Annotated in this window: 24 protein-coding genes; 9 read left to right on the plus strand and 15 right to left on the minus strand. The window is 62.8% G+C overall.

Going from position 1 to position 21,954, the window contains the following annotated elements; translation table 11 throughout:
* The 9 genes from nrdR to AC1DXU_RS16100 all read right to left on the minus strand — a co-directional run bounded on the left by nrdR (window position 1) and on the right by AC1DXU_RS16100 (window position 8,852).
* Window positions 1–480, minus strand: coding sequence for a transcriptional regulator NrdR (gene nrdR, locus AC1DXU_RS16060; protein ID WP_477370048.1), 480 nt, complete (start codon window positions 478–480; stop codon window positions 1–3).
* 103 nt (window positions 481–583) lie between these two features.
* A complete protein-coding gene (locus AC1DXU_RS16065) occupies window positions 584–1,168 on the minus strand; it encodes a hypothetical protein (RefSeq protein WP_477370375.1) in 585 nt (194 codons plus the stop codon).
* Between the two features lie 80 nt (window positions 1,169–1,248).
* Window positions 1,249–2,562 (minus strand): serine hydroxymethyltransferase, encoded by a 1,314-nt coding sequence (gene glyA, locus AC1DXU_RS16070; protein WP_477370051.1) that lies wholly within the window; start codon window positions 2,560–2,562, stop codon window positions 1,249–1,251.
* 173 nt (window positions 2,563–2,735) lie between these two features.
* A complete protein-coding gene (locus AC1DXU_RS16075; RefSeq protein WP_477370053.1) occupies window positions 2,736–4,376 on the minus strand; it encodes a Na+/H+ antiporter in 1,641 nt (546 codons plus the stop codon).
* Window positions 4,377–4,519: 143 nt separating this feature from the next.
* Complete coding sequence (locus tag AC1DXU_RS16080; RefSeq protein ID WP_477370056.1) at window positions 4,520–5,773, minus strand: L,D-transpeptidase family protein; 1,254 nt, start codon at window positions 5,771–5,773, stop codon at window positions 4,520–4,522.
* 299 nt (window positions 5,774–6,072) lie between these two features.
* A complete protein-coding gene (locus AC1DXU_RS16085; protein WP_477370059.1) occupies window positions 6,073–6,465 on the minus strand; it encodes a hypothetical protein in 393 nt (130 codons plus the stop codon).
* A gap of 205 nt (window positions 6,466–6,670) precedes the next feature.
* Window positions 6,671–7,186 (minus strand): transcriptional regulator LdtR, encoded by a 516-nt coding sequence (ldtR, locus tag AC1DXU_RS16090; protein WP_477317250.1) that lies wholly within the window; start codon window positions 7,184–7,186, stop codon window positions 6,671–6,673.
* A gap of 206 nt (window positions 7,187–7,392) precedes the next feature.
* Window positions 7,393–7,815, minus strand: coding sequence for a DUF6163 family protein (locus tag AC1DXU_RS16095; protein ID WP_477317248.1), 423 nt, complete (start codon window positions 7,813–7,815; stop codon window positions 7,393–7,395).
* Complete coding sequence (locus tag AC1DXU_RS16100) at window positions 7,812–8,852, minus strand: enoyl-CoA hydratase/isomerase family protein (protein WP_477370062.1); 1,041 nt, start codon at window positions 8,850–8,852, stop codon at window positions 7,812–7,814. Before AC1DXU_RS16100 ends, AC1DXU_RS16095 begins: the two co-directional genes overlap by 4 nt.
* Before the next feature lie 46 nt (window positions 8,853–8,898).
* Between AC1DXU_RS16100 and AC1DXU_RS16105 the strand changes: the two genes are divergently transcribed.
* The 3 genes from AC1DXU_RS16105 (at window position 8,899) to hemB (ending at window position 11,631) form a co-directional block, all read left to right on the plus strand.
* Window positions 8,899–9,528 (plus strand): pyridoxamine 5'-phosphate oxidase family protein, encoded by a 630-nt coding sequence (locus tag AC1DXU_RS16105; RefSeq protein WP_477370065.1) that lies wholly within the window; start codon window positions 8,899–8,901, stop codon window positions 9,526–9,528.
* Window positions 9,529–9,642: 114 nt separating this feature from the next.
* Window positions 9,643–10,464: a DUF2066 domain-containing protein gene (locus AC1DXU_RS16110; protein WP_477370068.1), complete on the plus strand. Its 822-nt coding sequence runs from the start codon at window positions 9,643–9,645 to the stop codon at window positions 10,462–10,464.
* A gap of 135 nt (window positions 10,465–10,599) precedes the next feature.
* Entirely contained in the window at window positions 10,600–11,631 is a 1,032-nt protein-coding gene (gene hemB, locus AC1DXU_RS16115) for a porphobilinogen synthase (protein ID WP_477370071.1), read from the plus strand.
* 27 nt (window positions 11,632–11,658) lie between these two features.
* On the opposite strand, the gene AC1DXU_RS16120 is transcribed toward hemB, so the two are convergent.
* Window positions 11,659–12,315 (minus strand): glutathione S-transferase, encoded by a 657-nt coding sequence (locus tag AC1DXU_RS16120; protein WP_477370074.1) that lies wholly within the window; start codon window positions 12,313–12,315, stop codon window positions 11,659–11,661.
* 113 nt (window positions 12,316–12,428) lie between these two features.
* On the opposite strand from AC1DXU_RS16120, the gene AC1DXU_RS16125 reads away from it, so the two are divergent.
* On the plus strand, window positions 12,429–13,637 hold the full coding sequence (locus tag AC1DXU_RS16125) for a polyhydroxyalkanoate depolymerase (RefSeq protein WP_477370077.1): 1,209 nt from the start codon (window positions 12,429–12,431) through the stop codon (window positions 13,635–13,637).
* Window positions 13,638–13,707: 70 nt separating this feature from the next.
* Here the strand turns inward: AC1DXU_RS16125 and AC1DXU_RS16130 are convergent, their stop codons facing one another.
* Complete coding sequence (locus AC1DXU_RS16130; protein ID WP_477242814.1) at window positions 13,708–14,034, minus strand: DUF1330 domain-containing protein; 327 nt, start codon at window positions 14,032–14,034, stop codon at window positions 13,708–13,710.
* A gap of 175 nt (window positions 14,035–14,209) precedes the next feature.
* On the opposite strand from AC1DXU_RS16130, the gene AC1DXU_RS16135 reads away from it, so the two are divergent.
* Together AC1DXU_RS16135 and AC1DXU_RS16140 are read left to right on the plus strand one after the other, a co-directional pair.
* The gene (locus tag AC1DXU_RS16135; RefSeq protein WP_477317232.1) at window positions 14,210–14,905 is read left to right on the plus strand and encodes a winged helix-turn-helix transcriptional regulator; all 696 of its coding nucleotides are present in this window, start codon (window positions 14,210–14,212) and stop codon (window positions 14,903–14,905) included.
* 118 nt (window positions 14,906–15,023) lie between these two features.
* Window positions 15,024–15,668 carry a dihydrofolate reductase family protein gene (locus AC1DXU_RS16140; RefSeq protein ID WP_477317230.1) on the plus strand — a complete coding sequence of 215 codons (645 nt, stop codon included), beginning with the start codon at window positions 15,024–15,026 and terminating at the stop codon, window positions 15,666–15,668.
* 231 nt (window positions 15,669–15,899) lie between these two features.
* Here the strand turns inward: AC1DXU_RS16140 and ppk2 are convergent, their stop codons facing one another.
* On the minus strand, window positions 15,900–16,820 hold the full coding sequence (gene ppk2 / locus AC1DXU_RS16145) for a polyphosphate kinase 2 (protein ID WP_477317228.1): 921 nt from the start codon (window positions 16,818–16,820) through the stop codon (window positions 15,900–15,902).
* A 213-nt stretch (window positions 16,821–17,033) separates the two neighbouring features.
* Here ppk2 and AC1DXU_RS16150 point away from each other — a divergent pair, with 213 nt between their 5' ends.
* Complete coding sequence (locus tag AC1DXU_RS16150) at window positions 17,034–18,077, plus strand: aldo/keto reductase (protein ID WP_477370080.1); 1,044 nt, start codon at window positions 17,034–17,036, stop codon at window positions 18,075–18,077.
* A gap of 21 nt (window positions 18,078–18,098) precedes the next feature.
* Here the strand turns inward: AC1DXU_RS16150 and AC1DXU_RS16155 are convergent, their stop codons facing one another.
* On the minus strand, window positions 18,099–19,067 hold the full coding sequence (locus AC1DXU_RS16155) for a glycosyl transferase family 90 (protein WP_477370083.1): 969 nt from the start codon (window positions 19,065–19,067) through the stop codon (window positions 18,099–18,101).
* A 204-nt stretch (window positions 19,068–19,271) separates the two neighbouring features.
* Here AC1DXU_RS16155 and AC1DXU_RS16160 point away from each other — a divergent pair, with 204 nt between their 5' ends.
* A complete protein-coding gene (locus AC1DXU_RS16160) occupies window positions 19,272–19,430 on the plus strand; it encodes a hypothetical protein (RefSeq protein ID WP_477317220.1) in 159 nt (52 codons plus the stop codon).
* A gap of 103 nt (window positions 19,431–19,533) precedes the next feature.
* Here AC1DXU_RS16160 and AC1DXU_RS16165 read toward each other — a convergent pair whose 3' ends face one another.
* Together AC1DXU_RS16165 and AC1DXU_RS16170 are read right to left on the minus strand one after the other, a co-directional pair.
* On the minus strand, window positions 19,534–19,767 hold the full coding sequence (locus tag AC1DXU_RS16165; RefSeq protein WP_477370086.1) for a DUF982 domain-containing protein: 234 nt from the start codon (window positions 19,765–19,767) through the stop codon (window positions 19,534–19,536).
* A gap of 111 nt (window positions 19,768–19,878) precedes the next feature.
* On the minus strand, window positions 19,879–20,544 hold the full coding sequence (locus AC1DXU_RS16170) for a GntR family transcriptional regulator (RefSeq protein ID WP_477370089.1): 666 nt from the start codon (window positions 20,542–20,544) through the stop codon (window positions 19,879–19,881).
* A 154-nt stretch (window positions 20,545–20,698) separates the two neighbouring features.
* On the opposite strand from AC1DXU_RS16170, the gene AC1DXU_RS16175 reads away from it, so the two are divergent.
* On the plus strand, window positions 20,699–21,946 hold the full coding sequence (locus AC1DXU_RS16175) for a multidrug efflux MFS transporter (RefSeq protein WP_477370092.1): 1,248 nt from the start codon (window positions 20,699–20,701) through the stop codon (window positions 21,944–21,946).
* Window positions 21,947–21,954: the final 8 nt, after the last annotated feature.

Raw genomic sequence — 21,954 nt, forward strand, 5'->3', positions numbered from 1 at the left:
TCAGCCGGCGTCCTCGTCGCCCTTGGCTTCGTCGCCCTTGAGCTCGCCCAGCACGTCATGGAAATCCTTCGCCTCGCGGAAATTGCGGTAGACCGAGGCGAAGCGCACATAGGCGACGTCGTCGAGTGACTTCAGCGCCTCCATGACCAGCCGGCCGACCTCACCCGAGGCGACTTCGGTCTCGCCCGAGCTTTCGAGCTGGCGCACGATGCCGGTCACGGCGCGGTCGATGCGCTCGGGATCGACATTGCGCTTGCGCACGGCGATCTCGACCGAGCGCAGCAACTTGTCGCGGTCGAACGGCACTTTGCGTCCCGACTTCTTGACCACCACGAGGTCGCGCAGCTGGACGCGCTCGAAAGTGGTGAAGCGGCCGCCGCAATCGGGGCAGACGCGCCGCCGGCGGATCGCCGCGCCATCCTCGGCGGGGCGCGAATCCTTCACCTGCGTATCTTCGGACTGGCAGTAGGGACAGCGCATGGAAAGCCTTCGGTTCGAGATTCTTGATGGGCGAAAGGCTTAAAGCCTTCCGCGCCTCAGAGATAGCGAGGCGCGAGGAAGATTGCCAGCGCCGCCAGATGCGTCAGGGCGCGACGTCCTTGGTCGGGAAGCCGCAGGATGTGCCGAGATTGCGATAGGCCTTGGTGAAGCCGTCCATCGGGATACTGGTGACAGCCTGTTTGCCGAAAACGACATCGAGCGAGACGACTTTGCGCATGGCGCGCAACAAAGCGAGGCTGGTCTTGGCTTGATTGTCGACCGTCCAGCTCGGGCGGCCGTTGACGGCGTCATTGGAATAGACCGTCGCGGAGACCTTGACGCCGGGGTCGCCGAAGGTCGCCGCGATCTTCTTGCCGGTCGGCAGGTCCTTGTTGCCGACGGTTATCACGATGGCCGGGTAGGCATCGGGCGGCAGCGCATCACCGGTCGAGATCGAAAGCGTCAGCGTGCCCGCATTGCCGCTGCCATCGACAAAGGCCGTGGAGGCGGCACAGGTCTTGTGCGAATCCTGGCCGGTGTCGAGCGCATCGATGATGGTGGTCCACCTGCCAAAGGTGTTGGTGGCCGGACCATCCGTGCTCGGCTGGGCCTGCTCCTGGGCAACCGCGCCTGACAGGGCGGCAAGCGCGCCGGAAAGGGCCAGAATGGCTAGACGGTAAGTTCGCATCATCAAGTCTCCGGTAAGCCGCGCCGCCCGATCAAGGAGCGGCGCAGAGTGCAGGATAAGAGATGACGCCCGGCGTCAGGTCAACCGAGATAGGGGTAGAGCGGGAAACGATCCGTCAAGGCCACGACCTTGGCCTTCACCGCGGCCTCGACGGCAGCGTTGCCCTCGTCGGAATTGGCGACTTTCAGCCCGTCCAGCACTTCGGCGATCAGCTTGCCGATCTCGCGGAACTCGGCCTGGCCAAAACCGCGCGTCGTACCGGCCGGCGTGCCGAGACGCACGCCCGAGGTGACGAAGGGCTTTTCCGGATCGAAGGGAATGCCGTTCTTGTTGCAGGTGATGTTGGCGCGGCCAAGGGCTGCCTCGGCGCGCTTGCCGGTGGCGTTCTTGGGGCGCAAATCGACCAGCATCAGATGGTTGTCGGTGCCGCCGGAGACGATGTCGAGACCGGTTTCCTGGAGGCTCGAAGCCAGTGCCTTGGCGTTGGCGGCGACGCTCTCGGCATAGAGCTTGAAGCTCGGCTTCAGCGCCTCGCCGAAGGCCACCGCCTTGGCGGCGATGACATGCATCAGCGGGCCGCCCTGCAGGCCGGGGAAAACGGCCGAGTTCATCTTCTTGGCGATATCCTCGTCATTGCACAGGATCATGCCACCGCGCGGGCCGCGCAGCGACTTGTGGGTCGTGGTGGTCACGACATGGGCATGCGGCAGCGGCGACGGATGCACGCCGCCGGCGACCAGGCCGGCAATGTGGGCCATGTCGACCATCAGATAGGCGCCGACCGCATCGGCGATCTCGCGGAAACGCTTCCAGTCCCAGACGCGCGAATAGGCGGTGCCGCCGGCCAGGATCAGTTTCGGCTTGGTCTCATGCGCGGTCTTCTCGATCGCGTCCATATCGAGCAGGTGATCTTCCTTGCGCACGCCGTAGGAAACGACCTTGAACCATTTGCCGCTCATATTGACCGGCGACCCGTGAGTCAGATGCCCACCGGAATTGAGGTCGAGGCCCATGAAAGTGTCGCCGGGCTGCAGCAGCGCCAGGAACACCGCCTGGTTCATCTGGCTGCCGGAATTCGGCTGGACGTTGGCGAAGTTGCAGCCGAAGAGTTTTTTGGCGCGCTCGATGGCGAGTTCCTCGGCGACGTCGACAAACTGGCAGCCACCATAGTAGCGCTTGCCCGGATAGCCCTCGGCATATTTGTTGGTCATGATCGAGCCTTGCGCCTCGAGCACGGCGCGCGAGACGATGTTTTCCGAGGCGATCAGCTCGATCTCGTGGCGCTGGCGGCCGAGTTCGTTGCGGATGGCGCCGAAAATTTCCGGATCGGCATCTTCCAGCGTGGTTTCGAAGAAGGATTCGAATTTGTTCGACACTGCCGCTGCTGTTGCCATGGCCTGAAATCCTCCGGTTCGGGGCAATTTACCTCTGCATATCATTGGCCCAAAACCGCTTCGCACCTTTGGGCGACATGCATTGCCGCGCCATTAACACAGTTGTTTTGGCCTCGCCACGTTTGCGGCGCGAAATTTGCTGGCCGGTTTGCGCCAGCAAAGCCGGGCAGTCGCTATTTCCTGGACTGCCGGCCCTTCAACAGAGCTTCGGTAAGCGTGATCTCGGCAAACAGCGCCTGTGCCGTATGGTCGTTGATTTCGCCGCTGCGCAACATGGCGCGCACGGCGGTGCGCTCGGCCTCGATGGCTGAGAACCGGAGCTCCAGCTCCAGCCGCCCGGCTTCGCGAGCCTCGGCTCGGGCTTCATCGGCTTCGTCGGAGGCGGCGATGCGGCGGCGGTAGCCGGCAACGATGCTGTCAGCCACAGCAAGGCGGGCGCCGGCCTCCTCCCCTTCGCTTCCGTCATTGGCGACGCTCTCGATGCGGGCGATTGCGGCGTTGGCCGCGCCAACGCGAGCCAGGCGCTCCTCGGCGGCGCCCGGATCCTCGCCCGGTTCGACCAGGCCGCGGGCGATCTTCGGCAAGGCCAGGCTGGCGATGACAAGCCAGCAGATAATGACGCCGGCGGCGAGGAAGATCACCAGGTCGCGCGCCGGAAAGGGCGAACCGTCCGGCATGGCGAGCGGCAGCGACAGGATGCCGGCGAGCGTAATGGCGCCACGCACGCCGGCCACGGAACCGGCCAGCCGCACGCGCAGCCCGAACGGCTCGGCCTTGCGCTTGCCCAGGCGCGCCGCGATGCCGGCTGCGATATCGCCGACCCAGATCCACAGGAAGCGCAACGCGATCAGGCACAGCGTCAGGATCAGTACCGTGGCGACAGGCTCGACCAGCCAATGCCGGGTCGAGAGTTCGGGCGGCACTTTTCGGATGATATCAGGCAGCTGCAAGCCGAGCAGGATGAAGAGCGCGCCATTAAAGACGAAGGACAGTGTCGTCCACAGCGACATCGTCTGCATGCGCGCCGAGACGCCGAGGTAACGGAAAATGCCGGAGCCGCCGGTGAGCAGACCAGCGGTGACAGCCGCCAGAATGCCGGAGGCGCCGGCACGTTCGGCGCCGAGATAGGCGATGAAGGGGATCAGAATCATGACCAGCACCTGCGCCTCGGCCGGCACGCCGCCGATGCGGTTCAGGAGCTGAAGCGTCTTGGCGGCGACGAACAACGCCGCGACGCCAACCAGGATGCCGGCCGCCACGGCATAGAAGAAGCTCAGCGATGCGGCGGCGAAAGAAAAACTGCCGGTGAGCACTGCCGCCACGGCGAAGCGGAACATGACCAGGCCCGACGCGTCGTTGAGCAGCGACTCGCCTTCCAGAATGTGCATCAGCCGCGCCGGCACCACATTCCTGTCGACGATCGAGGACACCGCCACGGCATCGGTCGGCGACAGCACCGCGGCGAGCGCGAAAGCGACGACAAGCGGGATGCTCGGCACCAGCCAGTGCAAGGCGTAGCCGAAACCGACGATGGTGAAGAACACCAGCCCGATGGCAAGGTCGAGGATCGGCCCGCGCAGAGCCACCAGTTCGCGCTTCGGCGCGGTAGCGGCGTCGCTGAACAGCAACGGTGGAATGAACACCAGCAGGAACAGTTCGGGGTCGATCTCGACATGCAGGCCGCGCATCGGCCAGGCAAGCGCGGCGCCGATGGCAATCTGCAGCACCGGCAGCGGCACCCGCACCAGCCGCACCAGCGCGCCGGACACGGCGACGAAGACGAGCACGACAAGGATGAAGACGGCGACTTCCATGCTGCGTTTCCAGACGCGTTGTTGCCGACCATGCGCAAAGAAGGCCGATCCGTCCAGTCGGCAAAAAGCAGACGCGCCGACCGGGAATTCGAAAAACAAAAGGCCGCCATACCGGCGGCCTTTTCAGAAATAATATCAGTCGCTTAGAGCGCTGAGGTGATCTGCAGTTCGCTGGCCCCATCGAGGCCGTAGATGTCGTCGCGCAGCTGCACGACACCTGGCCCTGTCGACCAGGCCGAGAGATAGAGAAAATGCACCGGCACCGGATTGGTGACCTGCACCGGTGTGTTCTCGCCGGTCTTGATCGCCGCCTCGAAATGCTGGCGGTCCCAGCCTGGAGTGTCGCGCAGGATCCAGGTGACGAGGTCGCGCACATTCTGCACGCGCACGCAGCCCGAGGAATCGAAACGCATCATCTTGCCGAACAGGCTCTGCTGCGGCGTGTCGTGCATATAGACGCCATCCGGGCTCGGGAAGTTGATCTTGACCGAGGCCATGGCGTTGCCGGAACCCGGATCCTGGCGGAAGCGGTACTTTTCTGCATCATCGGTCGACCAGTCGACCGTCATCGGATCGACTTCGCTGCCATCCGGCGCGAACAGGCGGATATGGCTGTCCTTGAGATAGTCGGGGTTCTTCCGCATCAGCGGAATGATGTCCTTGCGCACGATCGAGACCGGCGCATTCCAGTAGGGGTTGACGATGATCTCGTTGATCTTGGAATTGACGATCGGCGTCTGGCGATCGATCTTGCCTACGATCGCGGTATGGCGCAGCACAACGCGGTCGTTCTCGACCGCCTCGATCTGGGCGCCCGGAATGTCGACCAGCACATAGCGGCTGCCCAGCGTGCCGGCCTTTTCGCGCAGCCGCTGCAGATTGGTCTGCAACTGGCCAAGCCGGATTTGCGCCGAAACATTCATTGCCGCGTAGGTGTATTTGCCCATCGAGCCGTCGGAAGGCAGGCCGTGGCGCGCCTGGAAGCGCTTTACGGCCGCGTCGACATAGGAATCGAAGGACGTCGAAATGCCGGCGCTCTGCGCCAGGTCGCCCGACATCATCAGCCGCTTGCGCAGCGGCACCACGTCGGGATCATCGACGCCGAGCTCCAGCTTCTTGGTCGCGGGAACCTCGACCCAGCCACCCTGGGCGACGATGTTCTGATACTGCGCGACGGCCTGCTCGGTGAAGGCAACAGTCTGCAGGCTGAAGATCGGCAGCGTCGAGGCAACCTTGCCGCCCTCCGAGGCGCGGGCATCGAACTGGTCGTCCCAATTGCCGCGGGCCGAGGATTTCAGGATATCACCGATCACGTCCTGCGCGCTGGCGCTGTTTGCAACCATTGCGACGGCGAGCGCGGAGGCTCCGGAAAGGAAGAAACGGCGGCTGGTTCTCATGGACGTTCCAGACATTCTTGTAGCAATCGGATCACCGGGCGATCTCGCCCGCACTTTAAGATTGGCAATCTTAACAATTAGCCAACCATGGCTTGCATCACTTAGGCGTGAAACGCACGGGTGCGATGCCAGTTCCGGATGAGCACTCTGCCTTGTGAAATCTTGGCCTTCACTGCAGCATCACCCGCATCTTCGCTTTCACCGGGAATATGGCGGCAACGTGGCTGTTGCCCGAATTTGGATTGGCCCGAGCGGCGAAAAGCGATCACCGGTGCTTTTCGGCACCTTCAGCCCGAAGCCTAACCCTTCGGGTCCTGACCTGGCGGCGCCTTCAAGTCCGAGCATCGCTGCAACACCTCATTCTGGGGATAGCGCAGGACCTTGTTATCCTCCAGTTTGAGCAGCAGCTCCCGTCTCGTGTCGGGGCTGCCCTCGCCGTCCGTGCAACTCATGTCCAGAATGATCGCGTCCATGCGGTTGATCTTCTGAACTTTGTGCAATGTGCAGCGGACTTCCCACATCTCCACTGCCTTGTCGGTGAATGTGACGATCGAGTCGTTGTTGTCGCATGGGGCGCTGCCTTGCGCGGCAAAGGAATCCTTCCACCACTCCTCAGCGAACGCTGCTTGCGAGACCAACAAAAGTGCCGCGGCAAGCGAGCAAATCGTCGAGCGTTTTCCCAGGTCCATCATGCGTTCCCTCCAGGCCGAGACAATTAAGCACCGTTGCCGCAAAACTGCCAAGGATGCTGCCGACGAGGCGGCTGAGCTTTGGGCGAGGTTTCCAGACCACGAAAAGAAAAAGGACCGGTGCCCCCCGGCGCCGGTCCTTGATTTCCTTCTTCCCCGGCCGCGCTTCTTTTTGGCGCGGCTCCGATCCTGATGCCAGGGATGCGCCTTACATCCGATAGGCGATGGTGTCGTTCCAGAAGCGGTCGAGCCGCTGCAAAGCGCGGTTCATCTGCTGGAACTCTTCGCTGTTGATGCCGCCGACCTGCTCGATCGAGCCGACATGGCGCTCATAGAGACCGGCGACGACTTCCGCCACCTCATTGCCTTTCGGCGTCAGTGAAACGCGGACCGAACGACGGTCGATGCGCGAGCGCTGGTGGTTGATGAAGCCGAGATCGACGAGCTTCTTCAGATTGTAGGAGACGTTCGAGCCGAGATAATAGCCACGCGAGCGCAGTTCGCCGGCGGTCAGCTCGGAATTGCCGATGTTGAACAGCAGCAGCGCCTGGATGGCATTGATGTCGGAGCGGCCGTTGCGGTCGAATTCGTCCTTGATCACATCAAGCAGACGGCGGTGCAGACGCTCCACCAGCTGCAGCGATTCCATGTACAGCGAACGGATCGCCTCGCGGCGGTCGTCGGATACGTTGGCGGTCTTCGCCGCCGGACGCGAATTGATCATTGTCTTTGCCTCTCGTTTGTCGCCCTGGTGATTTTTTGTTTTTCACCTTGATCGCGACACTATCGAATACTCATAAAATTCGACTTAAACGCTAGGGCTAACAAGAGCTTACCGGTAATAGGTTTCGCAAGAGGCTTAACGAACGGTCACCCGAGCAAGGATAATTAACCTAAAGATTTAGCCAATGGTTTCGGGCCAACCAGAGCTTAGGCCCGCGCCGGGCGCTTGCGCATCCAGATCACTACGCGGAAGACGACATAGAACAGCGCCACCGCAACGTGCGAGAGGATGATCAGCGGCCGGTGGCCGAACAGATCGGGGAATCCTGCATACATGATGGTCTCGGTGACCGCGCAGATGAACCAGATCACCGGCCCCCAGGACGCCAGCATCCACAGGCCGGCGGCGGCAAAGGGAAAGAACACGGCGAGCACGACGGCCGCCACCTGCCAGTGCACCGGCATCAGGTCGAAGCGCCACAGCGGGCCTGGATAGAAGCCGATCAGGCGGATCCAGTAGAGAATGCCGAACAGCAGGCAGTAGCCGGCAATGACGCGCTGGAACCAGGCGAATATGATTTCGACGCCGGAGGGCTGCAGCACGATGCGTCTCGACGCGGCCTCGCTCACAGTTCGAGCTCCCGTTCGAGCGGGGCGAAATAGGCATCGATGTCGGCAGTGCCGACTGCATCGATGCTGGCCGGCTGCCAATGCGGCTTCGAGCCCTTGTCGATGATGGCGGCGCGGATGCCTTCATAGAAATCGCGGCCGGCAAGCATGCGGTTGAGGATGCGGAATTCCATCTTCATGCATTCGTCCATCGACAGCGTCAGGCCGGCGCTGATCTGGCGCCAGGCGACATGCAGGCTGGTCGGCGAGCGAGTGCGGATCGTTGCCAGCGTCTTAGCGGCGAATTCGTCGTCACCCGCCGCCCGCTCCAGGCTGTCGATGATATCAAGGAGCGAGGCTTGCGCAAAATGCTGGGCGATCGCCGCCAGCGTAGGCCTATCGGTCTCGCGTCGGGCGGAGACAAAAAAACCGCGCAGCACCGATTCCGGATCGCCAGTCGCTGCCAGCCGGTCGAGAAAGCCGGCCTGGTCCTCGGCCTTGATGGTGTGCGTGGCGAGACCCGACCACAACGCGTCGCCATAGCGGATGCGGGTTCCGGTCAGGGCCAGATACATGCCAAAGCTGCCGCCAAGATCCGGCAACAGATGGCTGGCGCCGACATCGGGGAAAAAGCCGATGCCGACTTCCGGCATGGCGAACTGAGCGTTCTCGGTCATCACCCGCTGCGAGCCGTGGAACGAGATGCCGACGCCGCCACCCATGACGATGCCGTCGATCAGCGCGACATAGGGTTTTTTGAACCGCTTAATGCGGGCGTTCAGGCGGTATTCGTCGGCGAAAAACTCTACCGGCAGCTTTCCTGCCCGGCCGGCCTCGTAGATGTGGAGGATGTCTCCGCCGGCCGAAAATGCCCTGCCCTCGGCCTTGACAACGACGACATCGACGCCGTCATCGCGCTCCCAGGCGCGCAGCGCCTTGTCGAGCGCCTGGACCATGCGATGGGTGACGGCATTGAGGGCCTGCGGCCGCGTCAGCGTGACGACGCCAGCCCTGCCCAACCGTTCGAAGCGAATCTCGTCGCCTCCGCCAAAATCCATCGTGAAAGAATCCCTCCCCGCGCCTGCGGGACTGAAGTGCTAAAGCGTGGCGCATGGGTGCGTCAATGCCGGTGGCCAATCCGGGGTGGAAAGAGGCCATGTCCTGCGTCGGCGCAACGTTGTCAGCGAATGCCAAACACTCCATCTATCCAGCAGTGAACTCAAAGGCGAACGCATGGTGACCGAAGCATCAGGACGTGATTTTCCGATGCCGCGAAGTTTCGACCCGGACGATGTTTTAAGTCGCCCGCTGATGGCGAATCTGGCGACCGTCACCGCGGACGGCGCGCCACGCAACGCACCGATGTGGTTTATCTGGGAGGACGGTGCGATCTGGCTGCTCGGCTCATCGGAGGCAAGTGCGGTCAAGCATCTTGAAAGAGACCCGCGCTGCGCGGTGGAAATCGTCCACTTCGACAGCAATGCCGGCATCCTGCTGCATCTGGGACTGCGCGGCGTCGCCACGATCGAACCGATGGCGCCGGACCGCTTCAAACGGCTACTGGACAAATATCTCGGCCCGCAAGCAGACTGGAACGCGTGGTTCATCGACAATGTGGCGCAGATCGACCATCCGGACGGCCGCATGATCCGGCTTGCCCCGGTCAACATCTTCACCAACAACGTGTCGTTCTTCAAAACCGGCCCTGATCTGGCCTGGCCGCCGAATCCGTAGCCACATTCGCCTCCGCTTCCCGCCTTGGCCACCGCCGCCACGCGATGCTACAAAGCCGCCGACCGTCGCGGCATCGAACCCATGGCGATGACGGGCTTCGGGGGACGCTAAGCCATGCCTGGATTTTCGCGGCTCGCTCTGATGATGATCGGCCTGCTCGGTTCGATCCTTTGTCCCGCTGTCGCGGCGACCGTCGATGAGCTTTATCAGGCGCAGACCATCGTCACCGGGCAGGGCGAGGTGAACCGCCAGATCGGCTTCAAGGCCTGCCTGGACTCGGTTCTGGTGCGGGTTTCCGGGGATCAGCGCCTGCCGAAAAAGCCGGAAATGGCGGCGCTGCGCGAAAACGCCGGCAGTTTCGTCGACACCTTCCGTTACCATGACCGGCTGGAAGGCATTCCGGTCCATGACGAGCAAGGCACCCATGACCGGCCGCACGACCTCACCTGCCTCTACAAACCGGCCGCGATCGATCCGGTGCTGGCGGCGCTCGGCAGCAAGCCATGGCTTGGCGAACGGCCGCGCCTGGCGGTGTTTCTGACGGCCGAGCAAGGCACAAGGCATTTCGCGCTGACCGCCGACGAGGCGCATGGCCAAGCCATGCGCGAATCCTTCGCCAATGCCACCGGCCCGCTGGTGATGCGGATCGCATTTCCCTCGGCATCGCTGCTCTCTGGTGCCGGTCTCGACGACGAGACGCTGCGCCATGCCGATTTGGCGACGCTGGACCAGTTGGCAAAGAAAGCCGGCGCCGACCAGGCGCTCGCCGGCAGCATCGTCTGGAGCGACAAGGATCTGGGCTGGATCGCCGACTGGCGGCTGGCCATGGTCGGCAAGACCTACACATGGCAGGTGCGCGGCGTCAGCTTCGACGAGGCGTTTCGTGTAGCCATGCGGGGCGCGGCACAGGTGCTGTCGGGCAATGGACAGCCTTGAGAGGTCGGCGCCGCCCCTCATCCGCCTGCCGGCACCTTCTCCCCGTGAACGGGGAGAAGGGAACCTGGCACAATCGTGTCGCATTGGTCAGCGGCAAGGGCTCGTGGTAAAAGCCGCCGATCCGGAGTTCTGGCGATGAACAAATTCACCCCTGCAAAAGCTGCCGGCGCCCGCAGCGTCGACGAGATCACCGGCAGCCGCCGGCTGCGCCGCATGCGCAAGGCCGACTGGTCGCGGCGCCTCGTTCAGGAGAACCGGCTTTCGGTCGACGATCTGATCTGGCCGATCTTCGTCATTGACGGCAAGAACACCCGTGAGCCGATCGCCGCCATGCCTGGCGTCTTCCGCCTGTCGATCGACCTTGCCGTGAGAGAGGCCGAGCGCGCGGCAAAGCTCGGCATTCCGGCCATCGCCACCTTCCCCAATGTCGAACTGGGCCTGCGCGACCAGACCGGCTCGCACATTCTCGACCCGGAAAACATCATCAACCGCACCACGCGCGCCATCAAACACGCCGTGCCGGAGATCGGCATCATCACCGATGCCGCACTCGATCCGTTCACCTCGCACGGCCATGACGGCATTTTGCGCGACGGCATCATCGTCAATGACGAGACGGTGGAGCAGGTAGCGGCGGCAGCCGTCATCCAGGCAGCGGCGGGCGCCGACATCATTGCCCCCTCCGACATGATGGACGGCCGCATCGGCGCCATCCGCGACGCGCTCGACGCCAATGGTTTTCACGATGTGGCGATCATGTCCTATGCGACCAAGTTCGCCTCGGCCTTCTACGGCCCCTATCGCGAGGCGGTCGGCACCGCCGGCCTGCTCAAGGGCGACAAGAAGACCTATTACATCGACCACGCCAACTCCGACGAAGCGGTGCGCGAGGCCGAGCAGGATATCGCCGAGGGCGCCGACATGCTGATGGTCAAGCCCGGCCTGCCCTATCTCGACATCATCCGCAGGCTGAAGGACGAGTTCCAGATGCCGACCTTCGCCTACCAGGTGTCGGGCGAATATTCGATGATCAAGGCCGCCGCTGCCAATGGCTGGATCGATGGCGAGAAGGCGATGCTGGAATCGCTGCTCGCCTTCAAGCGCGCCGGCTGCGACGGCATTCTTACTTACTTCGCGCCCGAGGTGGCGGCGATGCTGAAGGGATAGGGCAGCCGCGGCCGCCCTGCTCCAGCCTTAAAACTCCACGTCGAGTTCGATGATGTCCTCGGGTTCGGCCAGCGCGTCATGCGTCCATTCCTCCAGCAACGGCCAGGTCAGGATCGTCTCGCAATACGCTGCGAGCGGTGGTTCGAGTTCAACCGCATAGGTGCGAAAACGGGTGCAGACCGGCGCATACATCGCGTCGGCCACTGTCGGTGACGCACCGAACAGAAACGGACCGCCATAGGTCGCCAGGCATTCCGACCAGATCGTCTTGATCCGCTCCACATCCGGGCGCGCGCCGGAAAAGATCTTGAAGCTCTTGTGCCTGGCTTTCAGGCTCATCGGCAGCGCCGAGCGCAAATTGTGAAAGCCTGAATGCATCTCGCCGGATACCGCGCGGCAATGGGCGCGCGCCACGCGGTCGGCCGGCAGCAGGCTGGCATCCGGCATAGTCTCGGCCAGATATTCGGCGATCGCCAGCGTGTCCCACACCGTCACCCCGTCATGGGTCAGCCGCGGCACCAGCACCGATGGCGACAAAAGCAGCAATTCCTGCCGCTGCTCAGGGTCATCGATGTCGATGCGCTTCTCCTCGAACTCCAGCCCCCCCATGCGGCAGAGCAACCAGCCACGCAAGGACCAGGAAGAATAGTTCTTCGACGAGATCGTCAATGTCGCCTTGGTCATACCGTCGGCCCCCCGAGCCCCTTTGCCGGCAACAATCCTCTCGCAATGCACAAAATTTTGCACTAGATTTTTTTGCACTGCCACATGGCCGCTTTGGAACGGGATGCATCTCGATGCTGTACCAGGCCTACCAGCTTCAGGACGACCTGATCGCCCCGTCGCGTTTTTTCGCCGATCTCTTGCGCTCGGCGATGAGCAGCATGGTTTCAGGCGACAGCGTGAAGCAGCGCCTTGCCGCCGGGCTGGAGATGGTCGGCCGCTTCAAGCTCACCTATGCGCGGCCGGATTTCGACATCAAATCGGTAAAGGTCGGCAAGCGCGACGTGCCGGTCACCGTCGAGACGGCGCTCGAGCTGCCGTTCGGGACGCTGCTGCGCTTTGCCAAGGACATGGATACGCGCCAGCCCAAGGTGATGGTGATCGCCCCGTTGTCGGGTCATTTCTCGACGCTGCTGCGCGGCACGGTGGAAACGCTGCTGGCCGACCACGAGGTCTATATCACCGACTGGGCCAATGCGCGCGACGTGCCGCTTTCCGCCGGCCGTTTCGGCGTGGACGACTATGTCGACTACATCATCCGCTTCCTGGAGGCGATCGGCCCGGGCGCGCACATACTGGCGGTCTGCCAGCCCTGCGTCCAGGCGCTCGCCGCCGTCGCCGTGATGTCCGAGGACAGGCATCCCGCGACACCGCGCTCGATGACGCTGATGGCGGGGCCGATCGATCCGCGCGAAAGCCCGACCAAGGTCAACGAGTTCGCCGTCAGCAAGTCACTGGCCTGGTTCCAGAGCTCCGTCATCTCGCGCGTGCCGTGGCGGCATGCCGGCGGCGGACGCCGGGTCTATCCGGGCTTTCTCCAGCTTGCCGCGTTCATGGCCATGAACATGGACCGCCACAACAAGGCCCACCAAAAGCTGCATGACCATCTGTCGGCCGGCGAGACAGCCGAGGCCGAGAAAATCAAGACCTTCTACGACGAGTATCTGGCGGTGCTCGACCTGACCGAAGAGTTCTATCTCGAAACCATCGACCGCGTGTTCCAGAAGGCGGAGCTCGCTACCGGCACGTTCACGTACCGTGGCAGCCCGGTCGACCCGGGCGCGATCCGCAACACGGCGCTGCTGACCGTCGAGGGCGGGCGTGACGACATCTGCGCGCTTGGCCAGACCTCGGCCGCGCATGAATTGTGCCGGTCGCTGCGCCCGCATCTGAAGCGCCATCATCTGCAGGCCAATGTCGGCCACTACGGCGTCTTCAACGGCAAGCGCTGGGAGCGCGAAATCTATCCGGCCGTGCGCAATCTCATCTTGTCGATGGAATAGTTTTGCCCCACTGGGACAGAGACGCTGAAGAGATGGCCGGAACCCGGAAACGCCGGGTTCCGGCTGTTCCTTACGCCTTGGGCAGGTAGGGAATCGTTCCTGCGAGATCGGTGTTGTCGATCATCTGGAAGCGGCTGTCGCTGCCGGCCTGACGCGCCGCCACGAACGGAGCGTACTGCGGATCGGTGGTGAAGGCCTCGGCGGCCTGAGCCGACGGAAATGCCATGATGGCGATGAGGCTGGTGTCCAGCGGCTTGCCCTCAAGCGTCTTCACATTGCCGCTGCGCGCCAGATATCTGCCGCCATGCTTGTGCACGAGATCGTGCACCGAAGCGGCATATGCCGGCACCCATTTGTCGTCCTTCACCTTGATGTCTGCGATCACATAAGCGGTCATTGTCTGCTCCTCATTGATCGGCACCGGACTGCCCGGTGACGTGACCGCTGCTTCCCACGGCGATGGCGCATCCCTCCAGTCACCGAACTGTACCAGGGGGCCCAGTACAGGTTCTGTACTGGCCCGACGATCGGTTTCTGGGTAAGGTCGGCCATCTTTTGTTGGAGACCACCACATGACACAGGCCGGATACAAACAATTCTGCCCGCTCTCCATGGCCGCCGAACTGCTCTGCACTCGCTGGACCATGGTGCTGCTGCGCGAACTGGTGGCGGGATCGACCCGCTTCAACGACCTGCGCCGCGGTGTGCCGAAAATGTCGCCAACCCTTCTGTCGCAACGGCTGAAGGACCTCGAAGCCGGCGGCATCGTCGAGCGCACGGAGGTCAAATCCGAGAAGGGCGTGTTCGAATACCGGCTGACCGAAGCCGGCAGGGATTTGCGCCCGGTGGTCGAAGCGATGGGCTTCTGGGGGCAGAAATGGGTGGAGGCCAGGCTGTCGCTGAAAAACCTCGATCCATCGCTGCTGATGTGGGACATGCGCCGCAATCTGAACCCCAGTCCGCTGCCGGACGGACGCACCGTGATACAGTTCCTGTACCATGACCTGCCGGCGACAAAGCGGTCCTGGTGGCTGATCGTCGAGAAGCAGGGCGATGTCGATCTGTGCTGGTACGATCCGGGATTTGACGTCGATCTCTACGTGTCGACGGACCTGTGCACCATGACGTCGATCTGGATGGGGCTGACGACCGTGCACAAGGAACGCGACAAGATCAGCTTGACCGGCGACCTCGATATCGCCGCCAAAATGCAGATCTGGCTTGGCCTGAGCCCCTTTGCGGTGATGCCGAAGCGTGCCGCGGCCTAGGCCGTCAAACTCACGGATTCCGCAGACTTTGGTCTACCCTTCGAAAATCTACTTGCCAAATGCAAGCAGATTGGCTAACTGATTGCAGAATACAACCAGTTATCGAGGAGAACCCTTCATGTCCAAGCTGCGCGTCAATGCATTCACCCTGTCGCTCGACGGTTTCGGCGCCGGTCCTGACCAGACCCTGCAAAACCCGCTCGGCGTTGGTGGCGAAGAGCTGCACAAATGGATGATCGGCACCCGCACCTTCCACGAAATGGTCGGCAAGGATGGCGGCACCACCGATGTGGACGACCGCTTCACGGTCCGCAGCTTCGACAATGTCGGCGCCTGGATCCTCGGCCGCAACATGTTCGGACCGATCCGCGGGGAATGGCCGGACGACAATTGGAAAGGCTGGTGGGGCACCAATCCGCCCTATCATGTGCCGGTCTTCGTGCTGACCCACTACAAGCGTGATCCGATCGAAATGGAAGGCGGCACCATTTTCCACTTCGTCACCGGCGGCATCCATGATGCGCTCGACCAGGCGAAAGCCGCGGCCGGTGGCAAGGATGTCCGCGTCGGCGGCGGCGTCTCCACCATCCGGCAATATCTGCAGGAGAAGCTTATCGACGAGTTGCATCTGGCGGTGTCGCCGATGCTGCTGGGCAAGGGTGAGAACCTGTTTGCCGGCCTGGATATGCTTGAGCTCGGCTATCAGTGCACCGAGCAGGTGGCGACGGCGCTTGCCACGCATGTTACGATCAAGCGGGGGTAGGCCTCATCACAGTCGGGAAAGCAGCGATCCGTCGCGCCCCCCTCTGTCCTGCCGGACATCTCCCCCACGAGGGGGGAGATTGGCAGCTTCGTGGAAGGCGCTATTCCTGCAACGTCGGTGATTGGCGAAGACCAACGTGTCGTCTGATCTCCCCCCAAGTGGGGGAGATGTCCGGCAGGACAGAGGGGGGCGCGAAAGAATGCCGTCCCCTCATGTCTTCAGCGCAGACGCTCAATACTTCTCCGGCACGTAAAGTTCGCGCGGCAGGGTCTGGCGCTCATATTCGGGGTTGAAGACGCGCTCGGGCAGCGTGATCTCCTCATGCGGCACCTCCTCATAGGGCATCTGCTTGAGCAGATGATCGATGCAGTTCAGCCGCGCCCGTTTCTTGTCGTTGCCCTCGACGATGTACCACGGCGCCTCAGGAATGTTGGTGCGCGCGAAGGTCTCTTCCTTGGCCTTGGTGTACTGCTCCCAGCGCACGCGCGACTGAAGGTCCATCGGCGACAGCTTCCACTGCTTCATCGGATCGTGGATGCGCATCAGGAAGCGCATCTGCTGCTCCTCGTCGGTGATGGAGAACCAGTATTTGACAACCGTGACGCCGGAGCGGACCAGCATGCGCTCGAATTCCGGCACGTCGCGGAAGAATTCCTCGACCTGATCGGGTTCGGCAAAGCCCATCACCCGCTCGACGCCGGAGCGGTTGTACCAGGAGCGGTCGAACAGGACGATCTCGCCACCGGCCGGCAGATGCGGCACGTAGCGCTGGAAATACCATTGCGACTTCTCGCGCTCGGTCGGCGCCGGCAGTGCGACGACGCGGCAGATGCGCGGATTGAGCCGCTGGGTGATGCGCTTGATGACGCCGCCCTTGCCGGCGGAGTCGCGGCCCTCGAAAATGACCACCAGCTTCTTCTGGTGATAGGCGACCCAGGACTGCAGCTTGATCAACTCGGACTGCAAGGTGATGAGGTCGCGAAAATACTGCATGCGATCGATCGAAGGCGGATGCGCGTTCTTGTAGATCTTGGCGATCTCCATCGACAGCGCCGGTTCCGACATTTCCAGCTCGTAGTCTTCGTCGAGCGTGTCGGCCAGCTCCGCTTCAAGCCAATCCCTGGCCGGAGAATTCTGTTTTAACTCGGTCATTTGCGCTGCTCCGCTTGCCGGCTGAAGTGAAACCCTGAGCCGACTTGATATAGGCCGGCAATGACGGTTTTATTGCAGCCACCGGACGCCGCAAATCCGCGAGGCATGGTCGATCCGCCGCCGTGGCATGGCGACAAGCCGCTCGAATTGTCCTACAAATGCCGAACCCCTCGGGCTGCCCTGCCCTCCCCACCGAAATTGCGAGGATTTGACATGGAATACCGCACGCTTGGCCGTTCCGGCCTGAAAGTTTCGACGCTGACGCTCGGCACCATGACCTTCGGCGGCGCCGGGCCGTTCGCCGCCGTCGGCAATTCCGATCTCTCGGAAGCGAGGCGTATTATCGACAGCTGCATCGATGCCGGCATCAATCTCATCGACACCGCCAATGTCTATTCGAACGGCATTTCCGAGGAGATCATCGGCGAGGCGCTCGGCGGCAAGCGCAAGGGCGATGTGCTGATCGCCTCTAAGGCGCGCATGCGGATCGGCAAGGGGCCAAACGACGAAGGCCTGTCGCGCTATCATCTGATCCGCGAGTGCGAGAAGAGCCTGAAGCGGCTTCGCACCGATGTCATCGACATCTATTTCCTGCACGAATGGGACGGTGTGACGCCGCTCGAGGAAACCATCGCCGCGCTCGACACCTTGGTTGCGCAGGGCAAGATCCGCTATGTCGGCTGCTCCAACTATTCCGGCTGGCAGGTGATGAAGGCGCTGGGCATCAGTGACAGAAATCACCAGCCGCGTTTCGTCACCCAGCAGATCCACTACACGCTGGAGGCGCGCGAAGCCGAATACGAACTGCTGCCGATCTCGGTCGACCAAGGGCTCGGCGTGCTGGTGTGGAGCCCGCTCGCCGGCGGATTGTTATCTGGCAAGTACAATCGCGACAGCCCCACGGCCCGCCAGCTCAGCGGCTGGTCGGAGCCGCCGATCCGCGACGAGGATCGGCTGTGGCGGATCGTCGACGTGCTGGTCGAGATCGGCAAGGCGCGCGGCGTGTCTGCCGCGCAGGTGGCGCTGGCCTGGCTGCTCGGCCGTCCGGCAGTCAGTTCGCTAGTGATTGGCGGCAGGACCGAAGCCCACTTCAAGGACAACATCGCCGCGGCAAGCCTGGTGCTTTCCGAGGACGAGCGCAGCCGCCTCGACGCGGTCAGCAGGCCGCCACTGCTCTATCCCTACTGGCACCAGCAACTGACAGCCAAGGACCGCTTCGGTCCGGCTGATCTTGTTATCGACCGGAGCTGTGTCTGAGCGGTCTAGGGGGCAACGGCGCTAGCCCGAGATATAGCGCCAGATCTCGGCGTCGGGCTCCACCTGGCCGCTGAGCACGAAATATTTGTAGAGCACGAGCAGCGAGATCGCCTGCTCGGCCTGCTCGTAGCAGAACTTTCGGCAATAGGCGTTGGCGGCTGCAATGATGCGTTCGGCCTCCGCCGGATGCTGCTCGAAATACCGCATTTTTTCGGCAAGATCGGAGAAATCTGGGGCGAGCGGCACATAGTGGATATCAGCTTCTATCTGCTTTTCAGCGAACCAGGTCTCGTATGTCGGCGGCGGCATCAGGCAGAGCGAATTCGAGCTCATGATCCATTTGAGGTTGGTCGCCACATCATTACCTTCGAGCGAAACGATGTAGCGGTAGTGCCGCTGCTGTTCGATGCTGAGATATGGCTTGCGGTACGCCGCAGCGGTCGACTTGGGTGAGCCGACATCGCAGAACGGCAGATCGCGCACGGCCTCCAGGAACAGCGTGCGGATCGGATTGTTGAGTTCGCCGCGCCAGACCACGGCCGGACGCTTGTCGACAAAACGCATGGTGTCGGCGGGCATGTTGAAATGGCGGAACTTGTCGAGCTTCATCAGCACGGCATTGCTGTTGTCGTCCCGGATTGGCCGATCCTTGACGATCGAAGGTACCTTCGGCACGTCAATGACGTCGCCGAATTCCAGGTCGATCAGCAGGCCGGGATCGAAATAGCGGGCGAATTCCTTCAGGTCGTAATAATACATGCTCGGCCTGAACGGTATCCGGCGGACAGGCACCGCATCCGGGCTCGGCACGAAGGCGTGCTGCAACTTGTTGTAGTAGTCCAGCCGTTCGCGAACCGACGCGTCGGAAAGGCTTGCCTGGCGAAGCCGGCCGGCCAACCTGCTGCGGAACAATGCCTGCGGCGCCAAATCGCGCACGACGTTGCGTGCGTAGTAGAACACCTTGACTGCGTTGCGTAGGACTGTGGCCATCGGTCACTTGATCAAAACAGACTGGCGGCCCCAGCATTTCGGCGCCTCAAGTCTTTCCTACACCATTGTGCCGCCTATCTTGCAAGCCCGGAACCACCGGGAAGCTCACCACCGAGCATCTATGGATGCCGATCGTCCCCTGCGGTGTTGTGTTTGCGGCCCAATGCTCCTAGGCAGGGGCAAGTCTTAGAGAAAGGATACGATATGGCACGACCACCGAACTACGGACAGGAACGCAAGGAGCGTGACCGGCAGAAGGCTGCCAAGAAGGCGGAGAAGCTGGCGGCCAAGGTCGCGGCCAAGGATCGTTCGACGCCCGAGAACGAAACCAACGCTGAAACCGAGACCGAAACGGCAGAATAGAACGGCATCCGACCCGTAGGGCAGACCGGGTTACGTCACCCGGTTACACCAAGGGATGCGCCGTGCTCGAGCCGGCCCTTGCCGAGCTCAGGTTGGCCCGTGCTCAGGCCGGCGCCTTGTCGCTGATGAAGACGTTGACTTCGCGCGCGGCGGCGATGAAGGCGCGCCTTGCATTCATCGCCGGCTTGTCGCCGGCCAGCGCGTCATGACAGGCCTGCAGCGCTTCGCGGTGCTTCATGCTGCGCTTGCCGGGCCAGCTGTTGAGCAGATAATCGGAAGCCTCGCGCGCCGTACGCAAGAGCTGAGTGCTTCCCTCCGTGGCCGACTTGACGGTCACGGGTGTTTCAAATCGGTTGTTTTCCATGGCCGCTCTTACGCCATCGGCGTTCGCGAAGCGAGGCCGAAAGTGATTGCACTGTCCGTTCTGCCTTTTTCGTGACGACGCGTCTCAGGCGGCGACGACGGCAAATCCCCTGGCGCGCAGGCCGCGCCGGTCATTGTGCAGCGACATCACCAGCCGGTCGCGGCTGCCGACGATGTGGGCTGAAAGCCGGCCTGCCGCGCCGTCGGCGTCGCCAGCCCGCACTGCGGCCAGAATGGCGTGGTGCTCGGCCCACGCACGGCCAAGGGCTGCCTCGTCGCGGACCTCGAGCCAGCGGGCGCGCGACAGGCGGGTCATCGCATCGCGCACCGCCCTGAACAGGAACTCGTTGCCGGAAAGGCGCGCCAGCTCGATGTGGAAATCCATGCCGACGCGATGCCATTCCTCGCGCGGAGTGCCGGCATCGCAGGAGTCGAGCATCGCTTCGATGACATCGATGGCGCTCCTGTCCTCTAGGGCGCAGGTCAGGCGCAGCGCCGCGACTTCGACCGCCTCGCGATAGACCGCGATCTGCTGGAGCTCGGCAAGGTTGATCGGCGACACCGTCCAGCCGCGCCCGTCGCGGCAGATCAGCCCTTCCGTCTCCAGCCGCAGCAAAGCCGCCCTGACTGGCGTGCGCGACGCGCCGAAGCGGCTTTCGATCCAGCGCTCCGTCAGCCGCTCGCCCGGACCGATCTCGAGGCCGAGGATCATCTCGCGAAGCTGTTTTTCGACATTCTGCATCTGCGACATTTTTGTTCCGTTGCCCTTTGTGACTCGGCCGACCGTTTGAAGAGGCCGCATTGACAGCAGCCAGACTTGCGTCCATGACAGATACCAGCTTGGTATCCCAAAATGGTATCCTGAGCAAGCCATCAACATCGGCTGCCGGGACAGGACAAATGACATGCCGCAAGTGAGCGCAGGCACATACAACGCCCATTGGCGGCGCAATCTGTTCGTCTGCGTTGCCGGCTCGTTCAGCACGCTTATTGCGATGACGCTGCTGCTGCCGTTCCTGCCGCTCTATGTCGAGCAACTCGGCGCCAAGGGCCATGCGGCGATCGTGCAATGGTCCGGCATCGCCTATGGCGCGACCTTCTTTGCCGCGGCGCTGGTCGCGCCGCTGTGGGGACGACTGGGCGACCGCTACGGCCGCAAGCTGATGCTGGTGCGCGCCAGTTTCGGCATGGCCATCTGCATGTCGCTGACCGGCATGGTGCAGACCGTCTGGCAATTGGTGCTACTGCGCCTGCTGATCGGTTTTGCTGGCGGCTATTCCTCGGGCTCGACCATCCTTGTCGCCATGCAGACTCCTAAGGAACGCTCCGGCTGGGCGCTAGGCGTGATGTCGGCCGGCATCACCGCCGGCGCGCTGGTAGGCCCCCTGCTTGGCGGCGTGCTGCCGCCCTTGATCGGCATCCGCACCACCTTCCTCATCTCCGGCGGCGTGATTTTCCTGGCGTTCCTGGCGACGACCTTTCTCATCAAGGAGAACCCTCGCCCTGTCGCAACAGACGCCAGGACGAAGGAGAAACTCAGAGGTGGCTGGGCACAGATTCCCGACAAGCGCCCCGTCGTCGCCATGCTGGCGACCGGCATGCTGTTGAGTTTCGCCACCATGTCGATCGAGCCGATCATCACCGTCTATGTGCAGCAGCTCATCGAGGATCAGAGCCGGGTCACGCTGATCTCCGGCGTCGTCATGTCGGCGGCTGCGCTCGGCGCCATCCTGTCGGCCTCTAGGCTCGGCAAGCTCGCCGACCGCATCGGCCATTGGAACGTTGTCGTCGGCGCGCTCGCCGTCTCGGCGCTGCTGCTCGTCCCGCAGGCTTTCGTCACCGAGGGCTGGCAGCTGGTGGGCTTGCGTTTCCTGATGGGCCTGGCGCTCGGCGGTCTGTTGCCCTGCATCACCAGCGTCATCCGCCACAATGTTCCCGACGGCGTCGGCGGCAATGTGCTTGGCCTGTCGATCTCGGCGCAATATGTCGGACAGGTCGCCGGCCCGCTGCTTGGCGGCTTCGTCGGCGGTCATTTCGGCATGCGGGCGGTGTTTCTCGGCACATCGGTGCTGATGGCGGGCGGCGCGGTGTATAACTGGCTGGTCCAGTCACGCCGGGAACGTGACATGCTGGCGGTATCAGGCAAATCCTGACACAGCCT

The organism is Mesorhizobium sp. P3_A10 (genome assembly GCF_056403175.1).

What these genes read in the sequence shown, in the direction of transcription:
- AC1DXU_RS16170 (WP_477370089.1), bottom strand. Translation starts at nt 20,544, where the DNA reads ATGTCGCAGATGCAGAATGTCGAAAAACAGCTTCGCGAGATGATCCTC.
- AC1DXU_RS16065 (WP_477370375.1), bottom strand. Translation starts at nt 1,168, where the DNA reads ATGCGAACTTACCGTCTAGCCATTCTGGCCCTTTCCGGCGCGCTTGCC.
- AC1DXU_RS16075 (WP_477370053.1), bottom strand. Translation starts at nt 4,376, where the DNA reads ATGGAAGTCGCCGTCTTCATCCTTGTCGTGCTCGTCTTCGTCGCCGTG.
- AC1DXU_RS16155 (WP_477370083.1), bottom strand. Translation starts at nt 19,067, where the DNA reads ATGGCCACAGTCCTACGCAACGCAGTCAAGGTGTTCTACTACGCACGC.
- AC1DXU_RS16100 (WP_477370062.1), bottom strand. Translation starts at nt 8,852, where the DNA reads ATGGATTTTGGCGGAGGCGACGAGATTCGCTTCGAACGGTTGGGCAGG.
- AC1DXU_RS16135 (WP_477317232.1), top strand. Translation starts at nt 14,210, where the DNA reads ATGACACAGGCCGGATACAAACAATTCTGCCCGCTCTCCATGGCCGCC.
- AC1DXU_RS16150 (WP_477370080.1), top strand. Translation starts at nt 17,034, where the DNA reads ATGGAATACCGCACGCTTGGCCGTTCCGGCCTGAAAGTTTCGACGCTG.
- AC1DXU_RS16110 (WP_477370068.1), top strand. Translation starts at nt 9,643, where the DNA reads ATGCCTGGATTTTCGCGGCTCGCTCTGATGATGATCGGCCTGCTCGGT.
- AC1DXU_RS16085 (WP_477370059.1), bottom strand. Translation starts at nt 6,465, where the DNA reads ATGATGGACCTGGGAAAACGCTCGACGATTTGCTCGCTTGCCGCGGCA.
- AC1DXU_RS16160 (WP_477317220.1), top strand. Translation starts at nt 19,272, where the DNA reads ATGGCACGACCACCGAACTACGGACAGGAACGCAAGGAGCGTGACCGG.
- ldtR (WP_477317250.1), bottom strand. Translation starts at nt 7,186, where the DNA reads ATGATCAATTCGCGTCCGGCGGCGAAGACCGCCAACGTATCCGACGAC.
- glyA (WP_477370051.1), bottom strand. Translation starts at nt 2,562, where the DNA reads ATGGCAACAGCAGCGGCAGTGTCGAACAAATTCGAATCCTTCTTCGAA.
- AC1DXU_RS16120 (WP_477370074.1), bottom strand. Translation starts at nt 12,315, where the DNA reads ATGACCAAGGCGACATTGACGATCTCGTCGAAGAACTATTCTTCCTGG.
- hemB (WP_477370071.1), top strand. Translation starts at nt 10,600, where the DNA reads ATGAACAAATTCACCCCTGCAAAAGCTGCCGGCGCCCGCAGCGTCGAC.
- AC1DXU_RS16125 (WP_477370077.1), top strand. Translation starts at nt 12,429, where the DNA reads ATGCTGTACCAGGCCTACCAGCTTCAGGACGACCTGATCGCCCCGTCG.
- AC1DXU_RS16140 (WP_477317230.1), top strand. Translation starts at nt 15,024, where the DNA reads ATGTCCAAGCTGCGCGTCAATGCATTCACCCTGTCGCTCGACGGTTTC.
- AC1DXU_RS16130 (WP_477242814.1), bottom strand. Translation starts at nt 14,034, where the DNA reads ATGACCGCTTATGTGATCGCAGACATCAAGGTGAAGGACGACAAATGG.
- ppk2 (WP_477317228.1), bottom strand. Translation starts at nt 16,820, where the DNA reads ATGACCGAGTTAAAACAGAATTCTCCGGCCAGGGATTGGCTTGAAGCG.
- AC1DXU_RS16080 (WP_477370056.1), bottom strand. Translation starts at nt 5,773, where the DNA reads ATGAGAACCAGCCGCCGTTTCTTCCTTTCCGGAGCCTCCGCGCTCGCC.
- AC1DXU_RS16175 (WP_477370092.1), top strand. Translation starts at nt 20,699, where the DNA reads ATGCCGCAAGTGAGCGCAGGCACATACAACGCCCATTGGCGGCGCAAT.
- nrdR (WP_477370048.1), bottom strand. Translation starts at nt 480, where the DNA reads ATGCGCTGTCCCTACTGCCAGTCCGAAGATACGCAGGTGAAGGATTCG.